The 22,262-nt window shown below is 32.6% G+C and carries 23 protein-coding genes; 9 read left to right on the top strand and 14 right to left on the bottom strand.

Annotation, left to right across the window (positions count from 1 at the left end):
* Window positions 1-90: 90 nt before the first annotated feature.
* The 6 genes from UH7x_RS00770 to xerA form a co-directional block, all read right to left on the bottom strand.
* Window positions 91-660, bottom strand: coding sequence for a hypothetical protein (locus UH7x_RS00770; RefSeq protein WP_482361817.1), 570 nt, complete (start codon window positions 658-660; stop codon window positions 91-93).
* A gap of 27 nt (window positions 661-687) precedes the next feature.
* The gene (locus UH7x_RS00765) at window positions 688-1,092 is read right to left on the bottom strand and encodes an ACT domain-containing protein (RefSeq protein ID WP_482361816.1); all 405 of its coding nucleotides are present in this window, start codon (window positions 1,090-1,092) and stop codon (window positions 688-690) included.
* Entirely contained in the window at window positions 1,092-1,889 is a 798-nt protein-coding gene (locus tag UH7x_RS00760; protein WP_482361815.1) for an MOSC domain-containing protein, read from the bottom strand. Before UH7x_RS00760 ends, UH7x_RS00765 begins: the two co-directional genes overlap by 1 nt.
* Before the next feature lie 114 nt (window positions 1,890-2,003).
* Window positions 2,004-3,335 (bottom strand): Fic family protein, encoded by a 1,332-nt coding sequence (locus UH7x_RS00755; RefSeq protein ID WP_482361814.1) that lies wholly within the window; start codon window positions 3,333-3,335, stop codon window positions 2,004-2,006.
* A 342-nt stretch (window positions 3,336-3,677) separates the two neighbouring features.
* On the bottom strand, window positions 3,678-5,168 hold the full coding sequence (locus tag UH7x_RS00750; protein ID WP_482361813.1) for a serine hydrolase: 1,491 nt from the start codon (window positions 5,166-5,168) through the stop codon (window positions 3,678-3,680).
* Window positions 5,169-5,258: 90 nt separating this feature from the next.
* Entirely contained in the window at window positions 5,259-6,332 is a 1,074-nt protein-coding gene (gene xerA, locus UH7x_RS00745; protein WP_482361812.1) for a site-specific tyrosine recombinase/integron integrase, read from the bottom strand.
* 118 nt (window positions 6,333-6,450) lie between these two features.
* Here xerA and UH7x_RS00740 point away from each other — a divergent pair, with 118 nt between their 5' ends.
* Window positions 6,451-6,852 (top strand): hypothetical protein, encoded by a 402-nt coding sequence (locus tag UH7x_RS00740; protein ID WP_482361811.1) that lies wholly within the window; start codon window positions 6,451-6,453, stop codon window positions 6,850-6,852.
* A gap of 53 nt (window positions 6,853-6,905) precedes the next feature.
* Here UH7x_RS00740 and UH7x_RS00735 read toward each other — a convergent pair whose 3' ends face one another.
* The 4 genes from UH7x_RS00735 to UH7x_RS00720 form a co-directional block, all read right to left on the bottom strand.
* Window positions 6,906-7,598: a Type 1 glutamine amidotransferase-like domain-containing protein gene (locus UH7x_RS00735; RefSeq protein ID WP_482361810.1), complete on the bottom strand. Its 693-nt coding sequence runs from the start codon at window positions 7,596-7,598 to the stop codon at window positions 6,906-6,908.
* 95 nt (window positions 7,599-7,693) lie between these two features.
* A complete protein-coding gene (locus UH7x_RS00730; protein WP_482361809.1) occupies window positions 7,694-9,016 on the bottom strand; it encodes a DEAD/DEAH box helicase in 1,323 nt (440 codons plus the stop codon).
* 89 nt (window positions 9,017-9,105) lie between these two features.
* On the bottom strand, window positions 9,106-10,656 hold the full coding sequence (locus UH7x_RS00725) for an NAD(P)/FAD-dependent oxidoreductase (protein ID WP_482361808.1): 1,551 nt from the start codon (window positions 10,654-10,656) through the stop codon (window positions 9,106-9,108).
* Between the two features lie 64 nt (window positions 10,657-10,720).
* Window positions 10,721-11,284 (bottom strand): hypothetical protein, encoded by a 564-nt coding sequence (locus UH7x_RS00720; RefSeq protein WP_482361807.1) that lies wholly within the window; start codon window positions 11,282-11,284, stop codon window positions 10,721-10,723.
* A gap of 168 nt (window positions 11,285-11,452) precedes the next feature.
* Here UH7x_RS00720 and UH7x_RS00715 point away from each other — a divergent pair, with 168 nt between their 5' ends.
* The 7 genes from UH7x_RS00715 to UH7x_RS00685 all read left to right on the top strand — a co-directional run bounded on the left by UH7x_RS00715 (window position 11,453) and on the right by UH7x_RS00685 (window position 15,502).
* Window positions 11,453-11,875, top strand: coding sequence for a DUF2141 domain-containing protein (locus UH7x_RS00715; RefSeq protein ID WP_482361806.1), 423 nt, complete (start codon window positions 11,453-11,455; stop codon window positions 11,873-11,875).
* A gap of 29 nt (window positions 11,876-11,904) precedes the next feature.
* Window positions 11,905-13,242 (top strand): 2TM domain-containing protein, encoded by a 1,338-nt coding sequence (locus UH7x_RS00710; RefSeq protein ID WP_482361805.1) that lies wholly within the window; start codon window positions 11,905-11,907, stop codon window positions 13,240-13,242.
* A 131-nt stretch (window positions 13,243-13,373) separates the two neighbouring features.
* Window positions 13,374-13,676 (top strand): 2TM domain-containing protein, encoded by a 303-nt coding sequence (locus UH7x_RS00705; RefSeq protein WP_482361804.1) that lies wholly within the window; start codon window positions 13,374-13,376, stop codon window positions 13,674-13,676.
* Entirely contained in the window at window positions 13,667-14,005 is a 339-nt protein-coding gene (locus UH7x_RS00700) for a 2TM domain-containing protein (RefSeq protein WP_482361803.1), read from the top strand. Before UH7x_RS00705 ends, UH7x_RS00700 begins: the two co-directional genes overlap by 10 nt.
* Window positions 14,005-14,328, top strand: coding sequence for a 2TM domain-containing protein (locus UH7x_RS00695; protein WP_482361802.1), 324 nt, complete (start codon window positions 14,005-14,007; stop codon window positions 14,326-14,328). The genes UH7x_RS00700 and UH7x_RS00695 overlap by 1 nt, the downstream gene beginning before the upstream one ends.
* Before the next feature lie 45 nt (window positions 14,329-14,373).
* The gene (locus UH7x_RS00690) at window positions 14,374-14,727 is read left to right on the top strand and encodes a 2TM domain-containing protein (RefSeq protein WP_482361801.1); all 354 of its coding nucleotides are present in this window, start codon (window positions 14,374-14,376) and stop codon (window positions 14,725-14,727) included.
* A gap of 19 nt (window positions 14,728-14,746) precedes the next feature.
* Entirely contained in the window at window positions 14,747-15,502 is a 756-nt protein-coding gene (locus UH7x_RS00685) for a LytR/AlgR family response regulator transcription factor (protein ID WP_482361800.1), read from the top strand.
* Between the two features lie 75 nt (window positions 15,503-15,577).
* On the opposite strand, the gene UH7x_RS00680 is transcribed toward UH7x_RS00685, so the two are convergent.
* From UH7x_RS00680 to UH7x_RS00670, 3 genes are all read right to left on the bottom strand, one after another.
* Window positions 15,578-16,771, bottom strand: coding sequence for an LETM1-related biofilm-associated protein (locus UH7x_RS00680; protein WP_482361799.1), 1,194 nt, complete (start codon window positions 16,769-16,771; stop codon window positions 15,578-15,580).
* A 171-nt stretch (window positions 16,772-16,942) separates the two neighbouring features.
* A complete protein-coding gene (locus UH7x_RS00675; protein WP_482361798.1) occupies window positions 16,943-19,183 on the bottom strand; it encodes an efflux RND transporter permease subunit in 2,241 nt (746 codons plus the stop codon).
* Window positions 19,184-19,292: 109 nt separating this feature from the next.
* On the bottom strand, window positions 19,293-20,063 hold the full coding sequence (locus UH7x_RS00670; RefSeq protein WP_482361797.1) for a DUF547 domain-containing protein: 771 nt from the start codon (window positions 20,061-20,063) through the stop codon (window positions 19,293-19,295).
* Between the two features lie 151 nt (window positions 20,064-20,214).
* Here UH7x_RS00670 and UH7x_RS00665 point away from each other — a divergent pair, with 151 nt between their 5' ends.
* Window positions 20,215-20,922, top strand: a complete 708-nt coding sequence (locus tag UH7x_RS00665) for a glycosyltransferase (protein WP_482361796.1) — start codon at window positions 20,215-20,217, stop codon at window positions 20,920-20,922.
* A 28-nt stretch (window positions 20,923-20,950) separates the two neighbouring features.
* Here the strand turns inward: UH7x_RS00665 and UH7x_RS00660 are convergent, their stop codons facing one another.
* Entirely contained in the window at window positions 20,951-22,204 is a 1,254-nt protein-coding gene (locus UH7x_RS00660) for a mechanosensitive ion channel family protein (protein WP_482361795.1), read from the bottom strand.
* Window positions 22,205-22,262: the final 58 nt, after the last annotated feature.

Raw genomic sequence — 22,262 nt, 5'->3', positions numbered from 1 at the left:
TTACAATAAACCAAAAGGCCATTGAAGTTTAATTTCAATGGCCTTTTTGATTATAAATGTAACACTAGGTACCCTAGAGAATTCTATGTGTTATTCTTTTAATTTTGGTGATGCTTTTTTGTACAGTTCTATTGCTTTTACATAATTTGTTGCGCCCTTCATAGTTAGGTCATAAATAAATCCATCTAATTCCCGATGGTTTATTTTAATCCATGCAACAAGAGCATCTACTTTAGTTTTCCAAATAACCCAATCCACTTCTGAACAATCTAAACTAATAATCTTGTTAATTTTTCCTGATTCAAAATAAAATTGATAGCTACAGGTCATCGGATTATTTTTTAAAAACTCAAATTTTGAAGAGCTTACAGCAACATTAGCAATAACGTGTTCACCTTTGTTTTCTATAGAAATTAATTTGTAATCAGGATTAAAAACAGAATCCCATTTAAACTTTTCGTAATAACTTTCTGGGGTAAATGGCATGGTGAAATCACCTTCAATAGTAGTTAAACTATCGGCTATCGTTTTTCTTATTAGGGAGTAATCGGATTTTTTATAGCCTTTATAATACATTGTAACCTGTTCTGATGGTGTGGTTGTATTTTCAGAACAACTAGCTATTAAGAAAAACGAAAAAAGTATCAGAATATATTTCATAAGTAAAATATCACCATGTTATAATTATCATTTATTTAGATTTTTAGATAAGACATGTAAACTGCTAATGGCTTTTTCCGAATCTTTTTTATCAACAAAAATGTGATCATGAAAATATCCAGCAATTACATTACAGCTAATTTCTTGATCTGCGAGTGCTTTTGAAAATGCAGCTGTTAATCCAATCGCCTCAAGAGCGGAGTGAATCGTTAACGTAATCCAAGCTGCGACATAATCATATTCTACATTTAATTTGTCAGCTTTCCATTTTTCAAGCACAACAGTTGCTCCTTCCTTTTCTTTAAATTCAAAAATAGTCTCATTCCTATCAATTTCATTTAAATTCTTTACAGTAGCGAATATATATTCACCTGGGTTTAGAAAGGGAGTCATTCCTTTTAATAGTTTCGAAATATCAGTTTCTCCTGCCATTAAATATTGGTTTTATTGTCTAATTTACTTTGTACAACCAATGAGTCCGTTTTTCGTATCGTTCCTAATTTTGTAGGCACTAAATAAATTCCAAAGTTAGCTTGTGAATCAGTTCTCAATGTTTTGGCTAGTGTTCGTAGTGGTTCTTGCTTTTTGCTCTTTTCTCCCGTTTCAGGATTTATCGTAATTAAAGTACATCTTTTGGTTTTCGAAACTATATTAAACTCACATTCACCAATTGTTACAGCTGTCCAGTTCTCTTCTTCAAACGCATCAATTCCTGAAACAATGATGTTTGGTCTAAAACGATTTAACTCCACTGAATGCTCTAATTTTTTGTTTAAGAATTCGACCGAATCTTTTGATATTAAATGAATAGGGTAGCAGTCATTAAATGATATTTCAGCAGTATTCGTTTTTCGAAGTTCACTAAAATTGATTTTAACAAGCTTGCTTTCTGTTTTTAATATTTCTGTAAACCAATCGTTTATTTCTTGATTTAGAATTTTACCAGTAGCTTTTTGCTTAAATAATAAAAGTTTGATATCCTTATTTTCTTCTATTAAAGAAATTGATTTAGACTGATCTTTATAAGAAATTGTAAGGGTTGAAATGTTTATTTCAGTTTTAAATTGGAGTAGTTGCGGATTTTCTCGAGCTGTTATAATTTCATTTTTAGAATTTGCTATTCCGAAATATCTATCATTTTCAAATCCAATAGTATTCACATTAATTTTATGCAAGCTTATGCCTTTGGTTGACTTAATTGGATAAATATATAAATCTTCTATTTTCAAATTCGAATACTTATTAATTGACGTGAATAACTAAATCCATAAGATTTAGCGACTTCATAAATATACACAGACCTTTCGGTTTTGCCCTAAAGTCCGCATTACGTTTAGGCTTTGTTAGGCAAAGTGTATTTTTTTTATTTTTTCGTCAAATTGTTCGGATTTAAAAAAGATTAATTTTTTTCCAATTAATTTGCTTTTCAAATAACCGATTGCTTCTAAATTCAACAAATCTGTTCTTGCTGTTTGGTATGATGTTCCAAACTTACCTTGAATTTCATTAATGTTTAATATTATATCAGGTTCATTGATTATAGATTTTACTGTTTCTGCTTGACGCTCATTTATGTTTTCATTTTTCAGTATACTATATAATTTTTTCTTTTCATTAATTTTTCTTTCGATGTATTCTTTTAAGCTATTTAACGCAAGTTCCATTGATTTTAAATTGAAATCAATAAAATATGTTAAATCATTTTCATCGTATTCAGTATATAAATATGCTCTAGCATATTGACTAGGTGATTTGATAATTATTCTAGAGATGGACAAAAACTCAACAAGCCAATATCCTTGAGATATTAGGTACCAATAAAAAATTGCTCTTGCAGTTCTCCCATTACCATCGACAAAAGGATGGATATAACCAATAAGGAAATGCAATATTATTCCTCTAACTATAGGATGCATAAAATTCTTGTCGTTTTTCGCATTTGCGAATTTGCAAAAAGCTTCTATTAATTTAGGCAACTCGTTATGTGACGGCGGTTCGTAAAATATTTCTCCATTTACATCAACTACTTTTACTTCATTATTTGTTCTAAATTCTCCTTCATTGTCTTTTTTATCAAGCGTGTCTTTAGTCATTAAGCAATGAATGCGTTTAATGATTTCAGGTGTTAATTGCTCCTTTTGAATCGATATAATTTCTTTTATTGTGAGATAATTATTTAGAATCATCTTTTCAGAATGATTCTTTGGTTTTCTCTTTGTTCTTAGCATTGATTTCGCGACTTCTCTAGTGGTGACAGCACCTTCCAATTGACTAGAAGCTATTGCTTCTTCCATTAGTGAGCTAATCAAGAAGCGTTCTTTTTCTCGTTCGGGAACAATTGAGCCACCTTCTAGAATACCACCAAGGTTTAAATCAAATTGATGTAATCGTTTTAATGTATTTCCTGATACATTGTACTTGAAATTAAACCCATTTACATCGCAGAGTTTTATTTTTGAAATATTTCTTGTTCTTTGAAGTTTAATAAATTTCCAAAGTAGTTGAGGATTGCTTTTAAATCCTTTTGTTTTATGTTTGAATTTTTCCCAATACGGATAGTCTTTTTCAACTTCAAACACCTTGTCTATTAGTTCTTTGTCCGCTAATAGTGCTATAAGTTCGGTGGTTTCGTCTGTACTTAGTTCTGGATTCGGTGGTAATTCAGGTTTTTTCATGTCAAAATCTACTAATTATGTCAAATTTAGTAGATTTCAGTTTGTAATCCTAATTTTATCTACTAATTATATCATTATTAGTAGATTTTTTAGATTGTTGTTCTAACTTTATCTACTAATTACATTATGATTAGTAGATTTTTTTAGTTTGTTATTCTAATTTTATCTACTAATTATAAGTAAATCAGTAGGTTTTTACATTTTGCCTAACGGTCTTGTATATGAAAAGAAGCGAGTTTTAAGCACTAACTTTTCGGATTATAACTGACCTTTAATTTATTCATTTTCTTTCGATTAAGCTATTAAATCGCTATTTTTTATATACCGTGTTGCCAGTAGTTTTTATTCTTTACTTTTCCTTATAAATTCGACTGGCTCTGATTGTAGATTTATTGTCAGTGATGAAATTTCGCCATTGTTATTAGTTCTAAAACTGACAGCAAATTCTGGATTGAATAAATCTGAAATATTTTTTAATGGCTTCATAATAAAAACATTATAATGTAAATGTTCCAAAAAGAACTTATAAGACGGGTAAATAGCATATAGATTACCGTCCTTAAGTTCTATTTCAATTGTCCCATAACCTTTATTTTCATATATGCCTATGAATGATGATAAGTTTTGTGTTGGCTTCTTTATAGAGTTTAATTCTTGCTTTATTTCACTTGGGACGTAAATATCATTTACAATTACAGGATAATCTTTTAAATCAGTCTTTGGTAAATCCAGCATTCTATTTTTTATAATGTCTCCTATAATGTATGGCAGAATTGAATTAGTCTGATTTGTTAAAATAGTAATACCTAACTTTTCGAAAGGATAGGTTAAGACTAAAGAGCTAAATCCAGATGTGTTTCCTCCGTGGTAAACTTTATAATTTCCGCCTTGTGATTCCATTCGCCACCCAAAACCATCTCCAAAGAGAAAAACCTCCTTTTCGTTTTTATTAGGTCTTATATTATGCATAGTAGTCGCATTGCTAACAAAATCTTTTGGCAAAACTTGCTCTTCTTTAAATTTCCCATCGTTTAACCAAGCTATCATCCAATTTGCCAAATCTTTTGCGGAACTTCTTATTCCACCAGCAGGTTTATAATTTTGGTATTCTTCGTATAGTACTTTTTCGACTTTACCTTTTACCAAACCATAACCGTATGAAAAGTTATTAGTCATTTTCATGTTATTTAAATCTGTATAAGAATTTGACATCTCTAGTGGGTTAAAGATATTTTTCTTCAAATTATCTTCCCAAGATTCACCTGTTACTTCTTCAACAATTGTACCTGCAATAGTGTATCCCATATTACTGTAAATCCAACTATCCTTCGGTTTGCCTTCTGGTTTTATGTATTTTAGTTTTTTGATGATTTCGAGTTTGCTTCGTTCAGGAAAAAGAACAAGTGTCCCATTGATTTCTCCAAGTCCACTTTTATGTGAAAGTAAATCTTCAATGGTAATTAAATTGTCCATATCAGAATTATAAAATTCAAGTTTTGGAATATGTAAACTGGGTTTGTCTTTCAAAGAAATTTTGCCTTCAAAATCTAATAGTCCTAATAAGGAAGCCGTAAAAGCTTTAGAACTAGATGCAATTGTGAAAATTGTATTTTCGTTTACAGGTAGATTATTTTCTAAATCTCTATATCCGAATCCTTTAGAATATACTATCTGATTGTTTTTAACAACGGAAATTGACAAACCAACGGCTTTATATGAATTTAGTAAAGTTTCTATATCTTGGTCAATTCCGTTTAAGCGATTTTCATTTTCTTGTCCAAAAGTTAGTTTTGTGATTAGGAAAAGGAAAAGTATTAAAGTTGATTTTTTCATTAATTTCTTTGATTGTTCGGTGTTTCTTTAAATTACTGGCAACGTATGGCTAAACAAACTTGTTTGTTTATATCCATTTTGTGAATACTTCTAATCTAAGGGATTTTTGATTGTTTTAAAAGTATTTGTGGCTACATGTGTATAAATTTCGGTTGTTTTGCTTGAGCCATGACCCAAAAGCACTTGTATTTGTCTCAAGTCAGTTCCTGATTCCAGTAGGTGAGTGGCAAAACTATGCCGTAAAACATGAGGGGTCACAATTTGTTTTATTTTAGCTTTTCGTGCTGCTCTTTTTACCACTTGAAGTACGCTTTCACCGCCATATTTACCTCCTTTTCGCCCTTCAAATAAGTACTCTCGTGGTTTCCATTCCTTAAAATATACACGAAGGTTTTCAAGAACTGTTTTAGATAATAAGGTCTGCCTGTCTTTATTGCCTTTTGACCCTCGTATCATCACCAACATTCGCTTACTGTCTATATCGGTCGGTTTTAAGTTGAGCAGTTCACTTCGGCGTAGGCCTGAACTATACAATAATTCTACAATACATCTGTGCTTTATATTATTGGTGTTTTCAATAATAGCAAGTATATCTTCCTTTGAAATTACAATAGGTAATCTTGCCTCCTTTCGAGGTCGCTCTATTTCGTAAAAGCGATTAGGCATACCCAAAACTACCTCATAATAAAATTTTATTGCATTTATTGCTTGGTTGATATATGAATTAGAAACTTTTTTTTGAATAAGTTTTTGAAGAAAAGCCCTAATGTCAGTTTCATTGATGGTATCTAATTCCTTGTTTTTGTGGAAGTTTATAAACATCTCAAAGAAGTGTACATAGGTGCGAACAGTATTATTAGCGTATCTTTTTAATTCTAATTTTAGTAAGTATTCTTCTGGACAGAGGCGATATTCGGGTATTGGTTTTCTTTTTCTAAACCAATCAACATCAACAATTTCGTTACCTGTTTTGATAGGCTTGTTGGTTAAGAATCGATTGTAATTTATCCAAGCATTGCCTTTGAAAGTATTGAAGATAATCCCAAGGTTATTCTTCGTATTGGATATATAGGCCATGTTATACTTTGTGCTCCATTTAGGATTTGGAAGTCCTTTAATCAAGTTCTGTATTAACCTATCGGGTTTAAACTTTATTCCAATCATCTTTTGATTATTAATCATCAAATGATACAACGTAATTGACCTTATTGAATTCATGTGACAATAGTAATTAGGTTTTTGATTATAAGCAGTATATTATACGTATAATATGCATTTACAAATGGATAAAGATAAAAAGTGTTCAGTTTGCGAATCAAAAATAAAAGGAAGAGCAGATAAGCTTTTCTGTTCAACAAAATGTAAATCAATACACCAATATGAAAATCGTCAAGAAAAGGAGAAGTTCTTTCTAAGGGTAGATAAAAAATTGAAAGTTAACAGAAAAGTCTTGAAGAGATACAACAAGTCGGGTTTTACCACGGTTAGAATACTAGAATTGTTGAACGAGGGGTTCAATCCCAATTTCTTTACCCACTATTGGAAAAACAAAAAAGGTGATGTTTACCTATTTGTTTACGAATATGGATTTTTGGAAACGAAACATAAGGAAAAGGAAAAATATGTTTTGGTTACTTGGCAAGATTATATGGCAAAGACTCTAAAAAATATACCTACTGTTTAATAATACTCGGATTACGATGTAATGGCCGCAATATTTATCCTAGCTTAAAAAGACTAAGAAATCACCGTACCCTTTATTAGCTCTTCAATAATTTTTCCATCTTTTTCATACACATAATACGATTGGTTTTCATCATTTAAAGTAACTGATGTATGTACTTCTTCATTTATAAAATGAATGGCAGAACGATCATCGCAAGCATAACCCTCACTTAACTTTCCCGATAGTATATTGTTATGATACAATGGCCTACGCGACTGCTCCGAATTGTAATGTGGACAATGGCTTTTGTCTATAAATTTCATCCCATTAACTATACTCAATGCTCCCGGCCTAGAGTCTGTGGTACCTGAATTAAACCAACACAATGAGCCAGCGCTACCACCACCCATCACAACACCATTGTCATATGCATCTTGTAAGGCAGTATCTATTCCTTGTGCTTTCCAAATAGCTAACATGTTTAGCGTATTTCCACCGCCTACCACTATGGCATCCATTTTTTGGATGATTTCTTCAAACGACTCTTTTTGGTCGTACGAGTTTATCCAAACGCTTAATACATGGGGTACTACATTTATTTGTGAACACACCTCGTAAAAAGAATCGATATAATTTTGGTCCTCGCCACTTGCTGTCGGAATAAAGCAAAAGTTAGGTTTTTCTTTCCCCGTAGCTTTCGCCATATAGTTTAAAAAGGGAACAGTATGCCGCCCACTACCATAAATAAATAATTGTCTTTTCATAAGTAGGACAAATATAAAAGCTTTTAAAAAAATAAAACCCGATAGCAATTATCGGGTCTTAAAAATTTCGGTAGGTGTTGATATTTAATAAATCGTTACGATCTATTCTCACTCCCTTTATTGCCAGAACGTCTTCTAGAATTGCGATTATTAGAATTCGCTGGTCGGTTAGTATTTCGGTTAGTATTTCGGTTACGATTTCGATTGCGATTGTTGTTTCTAGATTGATTTGGATTTTTAGGTCCTCTCGGTTGTTGTACCGTTTCTGGCTCATCATCATCACCATCTACAAACTGATGTTCGGGCATTCTTGGAACTTCCTGTTTTATCAATTTTTCGATATCACGCAGGTAAGCTCTTTCTTCCTTATCACAAAAAGATAAAGCAATACCGCTAGCACTAGCACGCCCCGTTCTACCAATACGGTGTACATAAGTTTCTGAAACATTGGGCAAGTCAAAATTGATTACTAGCGCCAACTCTTCAACGTCAATTCCTCTGGCGGCAATATCTGTAGCTACTAATACCTTTAGCTTTCCTTCTTTAAATGCGCCTAAAGCTTTTTGCCGAGCCGTTTGAGATTTATTACCATGAATAGCAGCAGCTTTTATACCTGCCTGATCTAATTTCTTTACTATTTTGTTAGCGCCATGTTTCGTTCGCGAGAATACTAAAACAGAATCGGAAGATCGCTCTTGTAGTAAATGCACTAAAAGTTTCGGTTTGTTCTTTTTGCTCACAAAATAAACACCTTGTTCTACCTTTTCAGCAGTTGCTTGCTCAGGTTTAATAGTTACCCGCTCAAAATCTCCTAATATTTTTCGCGAAAGAACCACAATGTCTTTTGGCATGGTAGCCGAAAAGAAAAGGGATTGTCGTTTCGATGGTAGTTTTGCAATAATTTTCTTGATATCGTGAATGAATCCCATATCAAGCATTTGGTCGGCTTCATCAAGAACAGCAAATTCTATATCTCTAAAAGTTATAAAACCTTGATTCATTAAATCTAAAAGTCGACCCGGAGTTGCAACAAGAATATCCACTCCATTTCTAAGTGTATTTACTTGTTTGCCCTGCTTTACGCCACCGAAAATAACCGTATTTCGTATGCCTGTATATTTGCCATAGTCTGTTAAACTATCACCAATCTGTATTGCTAACTCCCGCGTTGGGGTAACAATTAAGGCTCTAATTTTTCTTTTACCTTGCTGTTGGTTTTTAGAATTATAAAGGTGATGTAAAATTGGAATACCAAAGGCTGCGGTTTTTCCGGTACCTGTTTGTGCAACGCCCAATAAATCTTTTCCCTTTAATAAAATAGGAATAGCTTGTTGTTGAATGGGAGTGGGGGTTTTATATCCTAACCCTTCTAGGGCATCTAATATTGGCTCTGCGAGGCCTAATTCTTTGAATGTCATATAAATAAATAAGCGGCGAAGGTAAGTTTAAAATGGCAGTTTACTACTTAAATTCTTAGGTTCTAATCGATTTAAATAAAAATTAAATTTTATAATTCTGCTATGGCCGCTTCTGCACAACGTTCACCATCCATAGCTGCTGAAACAATTCCGCCGGCGTATCCACCACCTTCGCCACATGGGAATAAACCCTTTATCTGCGGGTGTTCTAATTTTTCGTTCCTCGGAATGGTTACGGGTGATGAGGTTCTAGATTCTACACCAATAATATTTGCCTGTGCTGTGTAATAACCTTTCATCTTTTTGCCAAATTCAGCAAAGCCATCACGCAAACGACTACCTATTAATTTTGGAAGTAAAGAATGTAATGGTGCCGATTTCAATCCCGGTTGGTAGGAGGTAGGGTTGAGGTCTGCCGATAAATTCCCTTCAACAAAATCTGTTAATCGCTGTGCGGGTGCTGTTTGTGTTCTTCCGCCTGAAGTAAATGCCAAACGCTCTAAGTTCTTTTGATATTCTAAACCTCTTAATTCACCGAACTTTTCATATTTGTATAAATCAGTATCCACATCTATTTCTACAACAATCCCCGAATTTGCATATAAATTGTTTCTTTTTGAAGGTGACATTCCATTTACAACTACTTCACCTGGTGCTGTGGCAGCAGGTACAACAAAGCCACCCGGACACATGCAAAATGAATATACACCGCGACCTTTAGATTGGTGTACTAAACTATAGGCTGCTGCAGGAAGTAATTCGTTGCGTTTGCCATGACAGTGGTATTGAATGGAATCGATAATTTCTTGCGGATGTTCTACACGAACGCCCATAGCAAATGACTTTGCCTTCAGCGCAATTTCTTTTTTATCCAATAGATAGAATATATCGCGTGCGGAATGTCCGGTAGCTAGTATTACACTATTCACAGCTACCTCCTCAGTATCATTAATAACGATTGATTTCAATTTGTTATTCTCAATCTTAAAATCGGATACTTTTGATTCGAAATGAACTTCGCCACCAAGTCTGATAATTGTTTCGCGTATGTTTTGAACAATTTTAGGTAGTTTGTTAGTGCCTATATGTGGATGAGCGTCCACTAAAATTTCTTCTGTTGCACCATGAAATACGAGACTTTCAAAAACGCGACGTACATCGCCACGTTTTAAACTTCTAGTATATAATTTACCATCTGAATAAGTGCCTGCACCGCCTTCTCCAAAACAGTAATTAGAATCTTTATTTACCTCATGGTCTTGATTAATTGCTTTTAAGTCGCGCCGTCGGTCTTGTACATTTTTACCGCGTTCGAGTACTATGGGTTTGTAGCCCAATTCCAAACATCTAAGGGCTGCCCACATTCCTGCAGGACCAAAACCGATAATGTGAACGGCTTTAGCTTTAGAAACATCTTTATAGTCAAAGGAATATGGGTTAACGGTTGGTATGGGTTCGTTAATGTAAACCTCTAATTTATAGTTGAAATAAATGCTTGGTTTACGGGCATCAATTGACTTTCGGAGTACTTTAACTTCGATATCACTTTCCGAAACACTTAAGTATTTAGCAGTTTTAGCTTTTAACCCTAACTGGGCTTCCTCCTTTAAGCTTACTCGTAATTGGATGTTTCTAACCATAATGCAAAGCTAGGTGAAATTTGAAAAAGAGCTTTTAAAATGTTTGGCGGCTATAGTAATTAGCTTATTGTCTGTAGTTAGGCTTATCTGGTAGAAATTCTGATTTATTTTTGGTTTCAAAGCCTCCAAGAATGCCCAGTTCTTCAATAAATTCATTAAGATTGGTAATTCTAGCCCAGGCTGTTTTGTCAATGTTTAAAGAGTTGTAGAGTTTTTGGCTTTCGAAAAAATTAAAAATCCGTTGCTTTCCAAATAAACTGTCATCATTAATTGAATAACCTATTTTTAAATCAGAAAATTGTATTGTTTTAGATAGTTCATTGCCTTTATATTTGTCAATAGATTTCAATCGTATCTCTTGCTTTTGGTTATCTATTACAATATCATAAATATCAGAGAGCTTAAATTTTCTTAGAAAATGTCTAAGATATAGGAACAATGTAAGTAGTATGCCTATACCTAAGAATAGTTCAAAACTTAATTCAGAACCACTTAGATATATACTAATTACTATTAATACACCAAAAAAGGTAGCAATAGCTAAAACAATATATTTGGCTATTGTGGTTATTATTGAGTTTTTATAGAACTCTGGTTTTTCTATGCTAAAATGACAAGTTTTTATCATGTGTTTATAAAGACTATAATAGAACGTTTGTGATTTAAGCAAAGTATATTGGTTTGTATTACATAAAATTTTCTTTGGTTTACATTCCATCATTCAATATTGACAACTCGGTATTTATTTATTTAAGATTACTAACTTGTATTCCATATTTGCTTAAAACTTATGTATATGAAAAATATATTCGCAATGCTATTGATTTTGGGTAGTACAATTGGCATCACTGGCCAAGACACTAATGGTACTAAAATAGAAGTCGTTATTAATGATATTGATAATGATAAGGGGCAGATTAGAATAGGTCTGTACAATGCTGAAGAAAAATGGCTAAAGGAAATAGACCAGGGATTGAATGGGCACATTAAAGAGGGCAAAAGTTTAGTAACCTTCGAAAACGTGCCAAACGGAACGTACGCTATATCATCTTACCATGATGAAAACGACAATAGTAAATTGGATACAAACATGTTAGGTATACCAAAAGAAGATGTAGGCTCGTCCAATAATGCTCCAGCAAAATTTGGTCCACCAAAATGGAAGGTAGCAAAATTTGAAGTTAATGGTGAGCCTATTAAACTTTCAATTGACTATTAGAATACTAAAAATTACTGGATATAAGTAATATGCAAAGATTTGTAAAAGACATACTAAACGCTTTAATAATCGGTACGGTTATATTTTTTGTTGTACTCGTTATTCTATATGCCACTGGCGCTATTAATGGTGGGTATACGCCTGCAGAAGCTTGGGAAGAATATTATCAGAATTTGATAATGTCTACGCTAATCTATCTGGCAAATATTTATGCATGGCGTTTTTTTAGAAAGAAATATGGTAGCCTTATAAGTTCCTTTAAGAATTTAGGATTAGGTTTTGTAATGAATATGCTGGCATCGTTTGCTGCCATATTCGTCTCAAGATTAATTTTACAAGTTATAATCGCTGGGGATTCTTTCGATGAATTTGTAGCAAGTCAGAGTCCTGATTCGTATTGGATTCCGATGTTTATTGCCATAATTATTACGCTTGCTTTTTATGCATTTCATTTTTATAAACACTGGCAAGAAAATAAAGTTAAAGAACAGAAGATTATTGCTGGTACGGCATCAGCTAAATTCGATGCCTTAAAGAACCAACTAGATCCCCATTTTCTCTTCAATAGTTTAAATGTTTTAACTAGTCTTATTGAAGAAGATCCGCACCAAGCTCAAAAGTTTACAACCTCATTGTCAAAGGTTTATAGGTATGTTCTTGAACAAAAAAATAAAGATTTAATTTCTGTTGATGAAGAATTGCAGTTTGCAAGAACCTATGTGCGATTATTAAAAATGAGATTCGAAGATAGTATCGTTTTTGAAATCCCAGATAAGAGTACAGACCCCGATGCTAAAATAATTCCACTGTCTCTACAATTGCTCTTAGAAAATGCTGTAAAACATAATGTAGTTACGTCTGACCGACCCTTACATATAAAAGTATTTGAAAAAGACAACATGTTGGTGGTAAGTAATAACCTGCAAGGAAAACAAGTGGTACGTAAAAGCAGTGGTGTTGGCTTACAAAATATTAAACAACGCTATCAAATACTGACGGATAGAAAAGTTTTAATACAAAAAGACACAACAGACTTTAGTGTAGAATTGCCAATGCTCACAAAACAAGTTTCTGCAATAGAAACCCAGCGTGTGTATATAGATGATAAATACTATAAAAAAGCAAAGGAAAAAGTAGAGCGAATAAAAAAGTTTTATGGAAACCTACTTTCCTATTGTATTGTAATTCCATTTCTGGTAATTCTTAACTATCAAACAAGTAGTTTTCTTTGGGTCTTATTTCCGATAGTAGGCTGGGGTATAGGTGTTATTGCTCATGGAATGGAAGCCTATGGCTATAACCCGCTTTGGGGTAAAGGATGGGAAGAACGAAGAATTAAAAAGTATATGGATGATGATAAGTTTTAAACCGTAATAGGCAGATTTTATCTTCCGAATTAGAGTGTATTACAATCCATCCATAGAAAACAACAATTCGGAAATGTATATTTAGTAATAATCTAGTATTATCGGAGATTTGAATAAATAATAAAAGTAAAATGGAACATTCAGATAAAGAAAGCAAGTATTTAAGAGCTCAAGAAAGAGTGGAAGAATTAAAGAAATTTTATACCAACATAATCTCCTATGTGTTTGTAATTGCAATGCTAGCAGCTATTAACTATTATACCGATAAATGGAATTATCCTTGGTTTTTATGGGCAGCATTTGGTTGGGGAATAGGAATTATTTTTAATGCAATTAAAGTGTTTGGATTTAATCCTTTCCTTGGTAGCGGATGGGAAGAGCGTAAGATAAAGGAATTAATGAACGAAGATAAAGATCAAAACAGATGGAAATAGAAACAAGAGCAGATCGTAAAAAAATGCATAGAGCTAAAAAACGAATTGCAGAACTAAAAGGTTTTTACTGGCATTTAGCTTCGTATTTAGGCGTAAATTTATTTATAAGTGTTTCTAAGATTATTCAGAACCTGGCATCAGGTGAAAGTTTTTCAGAAGCTTTTTTCGATTTCGGCACCTTTGCAATATGGATTTTCTGGGGAATAGGTCTCGCAGCACATGCTATAAAAGTATTCTCGTTAGTTTCAATTTTTGGTAAAGATTGGGAAGAGAAACAAATACAGAAATACATTCAACAAGAAAAAGAACGCGTAGAAAGATTTAGATAATGAATACGAACGATAACAATAAAGAAGTACGCGCAAAATATAAGTTAGAAGAGATAAAAAAGTTCCATTCGTTTTTGGCCTCTTCAATAATTGCATCCGTTTTTATGATTGGTATGGCCGTATTAATTTTTGCTGGCGATGCTCCATATGCTAAAGTGCCTATCTTAATTTTCTTATCAACACCAATAGTATTCACAGTAATTGTTTTTATTGAATACGTACGAGTATATGAAAAAGGATTGTTTTTTGATAGGCAATGGGAAGAACAGCAGATTATAAAATACATTGCAGAACAAAAGAAAACAACAACTAAATATATCTAAGTACAATTAACGTGCAGTTAAACGCATGTTTAAAATCAGAATAAAATGGACCACCTAGCAAAACTAAAACGAGCAGAACGCAGAGTGAAACAATTAAAAAAGTTCTATAAACACCTTAGAATTTTCATTATAGCTAATATTCTACTGTTGATTTTTAAATTTAGAGCCTTTGACTTTTTTGCGGAACAAGGTATCACAGATGAAGGATTTTTTCAGTGGTTAGATTGGAATATTATTGGTACGCCCGTTATTTGGGGCATAGTACTAGGAGTACATGCCTTTCATGTTTTTGTGCTGAAGTCTAAACCGCTTAAAGAATTAACACCTAAGTTTTTTAAAAATTGGGAAGAGCGACAGATTGAGAAATATATGAATGAGGAGGAAAATATTCAGAACTAACTAAAAGGACTACCTGTATATGAAAGTGATTATTATAGAAGATGAAAAACCAGCTGCACGTAGACTGTCAAGACTTTTAGCAGAATTGAATGTGAATGTATCTGTGATGTTACATTCTGTGGAAGAATCTATTTTATGGTTTGAAAACAATGAACATCCAGATTTAATTTTTTTAGATATTCAATTGTCAGACGGACTCTCTTTTGAAATTTTTGATGCTGTTGAAGTTAAAAGCTCAATTATTTTTACAACTGCGTATGACGAGTATGCCCTGCAGGCATTTAAATTAAATAGTATAGACTATTTATTAAAGCCAATTGATGATGAAGATCTAGAAAATGCCGTAAAAAAATATAAAGAATTACGGCCTAAAGCTACCAAGTTAAGCCTAGATTTTGAGGACATAAAAAAACTGCTTGTAAACCCAATTGAACGAGAATATAAAAAACGATTTACGGCAAGAGTAGGGCAGCACCTTAAGATTATAAATGCCGATGAGGTAGAATGTTTCTACAGCGAGAATAAGGGAACTTATGCTGCAACAATTGAGAATAGAAATTATTTGATGGATACTACGTTAGAAAATCTTGAAAATGAATTGTCACCAAAAAAATTCTTTAGAGTTAGTCGTAAATTTTATGTGAACGTCGACCATATAAAAGACATCATAACATACTCAAATTCAAGGCTTAAAATCAAATTAAATCACTTCGATGATCAGGAAATTATTGTAAGTAGAGAACGCGTAAGAGACTTTAAGCTTTGGTTGGAGTAAAGTTATTTAAAGTGTTGGATTACAAATTGTTGAATGCCACCATAGATTTTTCTTATAGTGCTTAAGATCAACCAATTACTTGGTTTTATCTACTCTATTGTCATCAAAAGCTGAGGGTAATAATTTCGGAATTAATTTAATGAAAATTGGTAATAAAACTGCACCCCCAGGTAAAAGAAATATCGCTAACGAAGGTATGCTTTTAAATATATCTATCAACTGATTTTGCACCTTTTTTTTCTCTTCTTCGTTTAAATCTTTAACAGTAGATTTAGTTAAAAGCGCAACTAGTTCTTTGCTATCTAACAGTTCTTTTTTAAGTCGTTTACTATTCCGAGAAATAAGTTTGTCAACAACCTTAGCCATACTTTCATAAAACTGTACTGCTAAATTATTGTCTTTTAGAAAGGGAATAATATCTGCATTCTTTGCAAAAAAATCGGTAATTTCTTCGAGGGCTCTTTTAATTGAATCTTCCGCAATTTTTAAATCTCGGCCAATACCATGAATAAACTCAGATTCTTTGTATTCAAACGTTTGATCTTCCCATACGGTGAGACAGGCAATATCTAGGAAATAACGATTTTCCCATTCAGAATTATTTGCAACTAATTTTTCGCGATAGGTACCATCAAAAGCTTGTTTTTCAAAATCAACGAATGTTAGTGATGCCTCAAAAAGATGTGCCAGCCGTTCGTCACTCTTATTTATTTCTTTCGAATTCAGAGCATGAAAGGTGGTGTTTATGGTTAAGAACTCCAATAGCTGTGCATGCTCTCTTATGCCTGTTTCATGTGTTAAATGAAACTTATAGGTTAATACATCTATAAATAATAATGAATTGGTGATAATGCTGTTGAAGGTTTTACTTAACATATTATCTTCAAGATATACCCTAGAATCAATAAGCTTCTCCAACTTGGTAGAAGTTTTGTTCCCCGTAAATAGCATACTTAAAAAAGAGAGTCCGCTTACTTCAAGCATGTCATAGAACCTTAAAACACTTTCTAAAAACGAATTGAAATCTGAATTCTCAGTTTCAATTTTATACGTAAAAAATAAAGCGGTGAGTAGATTAATTTTGGCTATCTCATCTTCAGATAATGTGTGCTCCGGTTTAATAAAGCTGGGCACCTTAACATTAATTCCATAAACAAACCCTGTTTTCTTAAGATCGCCATAGAGGTCCTTTAGGTTGGTATATGTTTCTAGGTTGTCTTTGACTAAGTGTCCGTACTTGTCAATCCATCCTGAGGCTGAAGGGTTCATGCGTACATAATTAAAAAGTGCAAGATAAAGTAATTTGAGCCAGTTTAAGGTTTAATTGGCAGTATAATGGTGTCGTTAAATCATTTTTTTATAGTGTACTTTTGTTGCTAAATATTAATAAGTATGAGAATAACATCAGATTAATAATAAGTAGTATACTGCCACTTTATTTTACAATAATTTTCGCATTAAAACCGGTAATAGTAAAAGGTCTAAAATTAGTGCTGTTAATAGGGTGACACTAATTAATAAACCGATAGTAAAACTAGGCGTGTGCACAGAAAGCAACAATACCAAGAAGCCAAAAAAGAGAATTAATGTGGTAATCACCAACGCTCGTCCTGTTTCAGTAAAAGTTATTTGTAATGCTTCTTCTTTAGTCAACCCTTTTGAAATACACACTTTATAGCGACCAAGAAAATGTATGGTATCGTCAACAGCTATACCAAAAACAATAGCAAAAACTACAGATATAGTTGCCTCTAACGGAATTTCTAGAAATCCTAAGAGTGCTGCTGCAAAAAGTAAGGGTAACATATTTGGTAATAATGATATGAGCAGTAATTTGAGGTTTTTAAAAAGTAAAGCCATAATTATGGCTACGAGTAGTAAGCCTAATAATAGGCCTTGCAGTAAACTATCCTTAACGTAATATGCATTTTTATCTAGTAAGATTCCCGTTCCGGTTAATTTAAAATCGACCATAGTAGTATCTGTATTCTTTGCGGTAAAATCGTAAAATTTATTGTAAACCGTATTTAGTGTGTCGAGACCAACATCTAAAACCTTAGCCGCAATTCTTGATTTTGTTTCATCTTTATTTACAAATTTGGCAAAAGGCTTTCGTGCTAATTTTTTTACTTCACTTTTATATTTCTCAAAAGTTTCTTCTTTTTCCGGAAGCACGAAAAACTCAGATTTGTTTAAATTATTAGCTTTGTGTAACCCTTTGTAAAAAGCATTTACAGATTGTACATTGCGTACCGGTCCTAATGATTTTAAATACTGTTCTACTTTTTCAATTTCATTAGTTACCGCAAAGTCGGTGATTTTATTTTGATTTTTAGTAATTACCGCTACTTCCAAGGGTCTAAAGCCACCATAGTTGTTTTGGAAGAAATCGAAATCGTTAGCAATCGGACTACCTGATGGCAAACTTTCTTTTATCTGGTAGTTCGTATTAACTTTTGTAGTTCCTAAAATGCAGATTGCAGTAAAGGCAATACTCAGTATTAAAATTCGCTTTGGATATCGCTTTGTAAAACTGTTTACTTCGCTTAAGCCTTTTATCCATTTGGAAGAAACACCATTTTTCGGCAATACTTTTTCTTTTTTAACTAGAAGTAAAAGCGTACAAGTAAAGCAAATAATAGTAATAAAAGCAACTAATACGCCAATAGCGGAATTAATTCCAAAGCCACTTACTACACTAGATTTTGAGGTTAATAACGAAGCAAATCCGATGGCCGTGGTAACAGAAGTAAGTAATGTAGAAATACCAACTTCTTTAAGTGTGCGAAGCATAGCTTCATTTTTCTCGAGTCCTTCACGCAATTTTCCGAGATAATCATCTAAAATATGAATGACATCAGATGTGCCAACTATTAAGATTAGTATGGGGTAAAAAGAGGCTAATGTGGTTAATTCTTTACCCAATAGCGATAATAAGCCTAAAAATAATAGTAAGGCAAGTAATATAGATGACATAGTTATTGCCACTACTATAAAGCGACGGTAAACAAGAAAAAGTATGAATACTATTAATAAAGAAGCGGCAATTGAAGTTTTTTTTAATTCCTCTTTTTGCATTGCTATTAATGCCTCGTAAAAATAGGCCCGCCCTAGAATATGATAGTTTTCGAAACCATGTTCATTTAGTAGTAGTCGTAGCGCTGTTAATAGTTCTATACTTTGTGCATAATCAATTTTATCCTCGGTCTCTAAGGAAAGGACTAATGATGTGGCATCTTTATCGATGAGTGTATTTACAAATAATCCGTCTTGTTGGATTTTTTTCCAATCTGTTGCATATTTTGTGGAATCTGCTCTTCTAATAATGGGTAATTTGGTGTAGCCGAAACTTGTTTTTAGAGGATAAAATAAACTTGTTAACGATTGATTTTCAATAATATATGGAATTTCTTTTGAAGCTCGAGTTAGATCATTGAAACGGTTGATAAAATCTTCATCAAACACGGTGCTTTTGCTTTCCACCGCAACCAAAAGAAAGCTATCATCGACGCCAAATTCTTTTATAAATTCTTGATAAAAAACAAGGTCTTCATCGCCTTCTGGGAAAAATTGACTAAAATCAAAGGAGAATTTTAAGTTGGGTAAAAGTAAACCAGCAATAATAGTTAACACTAAAAAGAAGCCTAATACATACCTCTTTAGTGCTACTATTTTTTGCATACAATAGGGGTTACTTTATAAATGGTAATTAGTTTTTACAAAGATAATACCAAGCGATTTAACAAAGCCTAAATATTTAATTATCTGGTCAACTTATTTTACGCCATTATTAAAGTTTAATCCAGTTATCTAAATCTAATGTCCAATCATAATTTTTATAGGTAATATCGACATCTGTAGTTGGAATAATTTCGTTCTCCTTTAGAATTTCCTTAATTCCACTTTTCCCCCCGAAATCTCCTCGAAACCAACTAAATAATGAGGTGACGGAAACTTCTTTGTTTTCTTTATTAAATGTCGAGGTTTTTTTTAAATAATTTTCAGTGCCTTTTTTTAGTTGCTCATTTAAAAGTTTCGCTTCATAAATAGCTACTGGCGGACAATCTTTGGCGCCACAATTTAAAGCAAAATGTATTCTATAATCACGGTTGTCGACTCTTAATTTTCGTTCTAGTTTATTAGGGAACCATTTTCTAATTTTTCCTAAACCGAGTGCCCATTGCGATTTTCTTATGATACCATGTTCTATTTTGGCAAATGAAATAAGTCTTCCGGCAATCGGAATCTGTTCTGTTTTAAAAAATTCTCTTCTATCTTTATATTTCTCGGGATTTTCAGAAAGAATTACCTGTATATATGCATTGTAAATGTTAATCCAAAAGGCTAGTTTTTTCGAATCTGTTTCCAATCCATTTTCTAAATCGGCTAAAGAAAGGACTGATAATTTTGACTGTATGTCATCAGTAGGTTTACTGTTTTTAATATTGGTGAGAAACTCTTCTGACACTGCGTTTAAATCAATATTTTGTGCATCTAAAATTCCTATATTAAGTATAGAAATCAGGATAATTAGAAAAGTATTAGATAAAAATGATTTCATTTTTGTTGAATTAGAATCGTATTATTGTTATATACGAAAGAAGTAGCAACTGGTTTGTCGTTATTAGGATAAAACCTTTCTTAAAAATCTACGTACGTATATCGAAACTAGTTTTGATGCTCAAGATTAGTAAAGCCCAAGTACCGTTTAGATGATATCAATAATTATTCCCGTCCATAACGAATTTAAAAATTTAAAACTTTTATTACCGATTTTAATTGATATGTCGACTAAAAAAGAAGTCGAGATAATTGTAGCACTATCTAATGAGAACTCGGATGATTCTCAATTGATATTAGATCATGAGAAAATCCAGTTTTTAAAATGCATAGACCAGGGCCGGGCAAGGCAAATGAATTATGCAGCAGAAATTTCTAAAGGAGATATTTTAGTTTTTTTACACGCAGATGTTACCCCTCCAAAGACATTTCTTAGTGATATTCGTACTGCAATTAATACTAAGTATGATGCTGGATTTTTTTCTTATTGCTTTGATAGAGAAAGCTTTTGGTTACGTATTAACGCATCTTTTACTGGTAAAAAAGGATTTTTTACCGGTGGTGGAGATCAATGCTTATTTATAAAGAAAAATACATTTTTTGGTCTGGGTGGTTTTGACGGAAATCAAGTTTTAATGGAGGATTTTGAGTTTTTTGAACGAATGAAAGAGAACGACATTAACTACACTATTATCAATAATGACTTAATAGTTTCTTCCAGAAAATATGAATACAATTCTTACTTAAGAGTAAACCTCTCTAATCTATTATTGGTTATTTTGTTTAAATTGGGATATCCTGCCATCAAGTTAAAAACAATACACAATAGATTAATACGTAGTCCGTATCAAAATGCTTAGTTGAGCAATAGAAAAGAGCTAGGATTTTTTAATTTTTGCTGATGCCGCTAAAAGAATTTGGCAATTCAAAAATTTCCAAATCAAAATAGGGTAGGGCTGCTAAAAGGTGATCAAAAATATCGGCCATCACAAATTCATAATTTTCCCATCTTTTATCACTACTAAAAGCATAAACTTCTATGGGTATGCCTTGTGGAGTAGGTTCTAACTGCCGAACCATAAGTGTCATACCTTTATTAATTGCAGAATGTTTTTGTAAATAATCAGTAACATACTTTCTAAAAACACCAATATTAGTAAGGTTTCTTCCGTTTATTGGAAGGTCTTTATTAATCTCATTCGTAACATTATAATTGGAAATTTGTTCACTCTTTGTAGTTAGATATGGAGCTATTAGCTCTATTTTTTTAAACGATTCAACATCTTCATTTGATAAGAATCTAATGCTTTTTTGACTGATAATTAATGCGCGTTTTATACGCCGGCCTCCCGAATCTTGCATACCTCTCCAATTTTTGAAGGATTCTGAAATTAATGCGTATGTCGGAATTGTTGTTATCGTCTTATCAAAATTTTGAACTTTTACAGTAGCAAGTGCAATTTCGATTACATCGCCATCTGCACCATATTTCTCAAAAGTAATCCAGTCGCCAATACGTAGCATGTCATTTATACTAACCTGTATGCTTGCAACAAGACCAAGAATAGAATCTTTGAATATTAAAAGTATTACTGCAGAACCTGCACCAAGTGCGGTAAAGAAATTCCAAATATGAACATTGGTAATTATTGCAAAAATGGTTAGTATTCCGACAACCCAGGCAAATATCATAAATACCTGAATGTAACTATCCATGGGCTTATCACGAAACCTTGGTTTGGTTTTTAGATAATCATTGGTGCTTCTAAAAATGCTTTTTACAATAAAAAGCGTTAAGATTACAATAAGTATTCGTAGTATTTTTAAAGCAATATTCCCGCCATATTCAAAGCCGATAAAAGCAAAAGGAACAAATTCGAAGAGTACCATTAAAGGAACAATATGGGCAGTATATCGCGGAACTCTATTGGTTATGAGAAAATTATCAAATTTTGTCTTTGATTTTTTGGCTAGTCGTAAGGAAACAATGCGTAAAGATTTCCAGATAACTAAATCTAAAAACCAAGCCAATACTATAGAACCGACTAAAAGAATAATTAAATTTAAATAGGACGAGAGATTTTCACTCAAGCCCAGTTTTAAAAGGTAGTCGTATAATAATCGAGATAATCCCTCTTTCATCTTAGATTGTATTTGCCAGTGCAAAATTACATCTTGAAAAAGGAATTATAGATGAATT

The organism is Aurantibacter sp. UH7, assembly GCF_056839165.1.
This window is presented reverse-complemented; position numbering and strand designations above follow the sequence as displayed.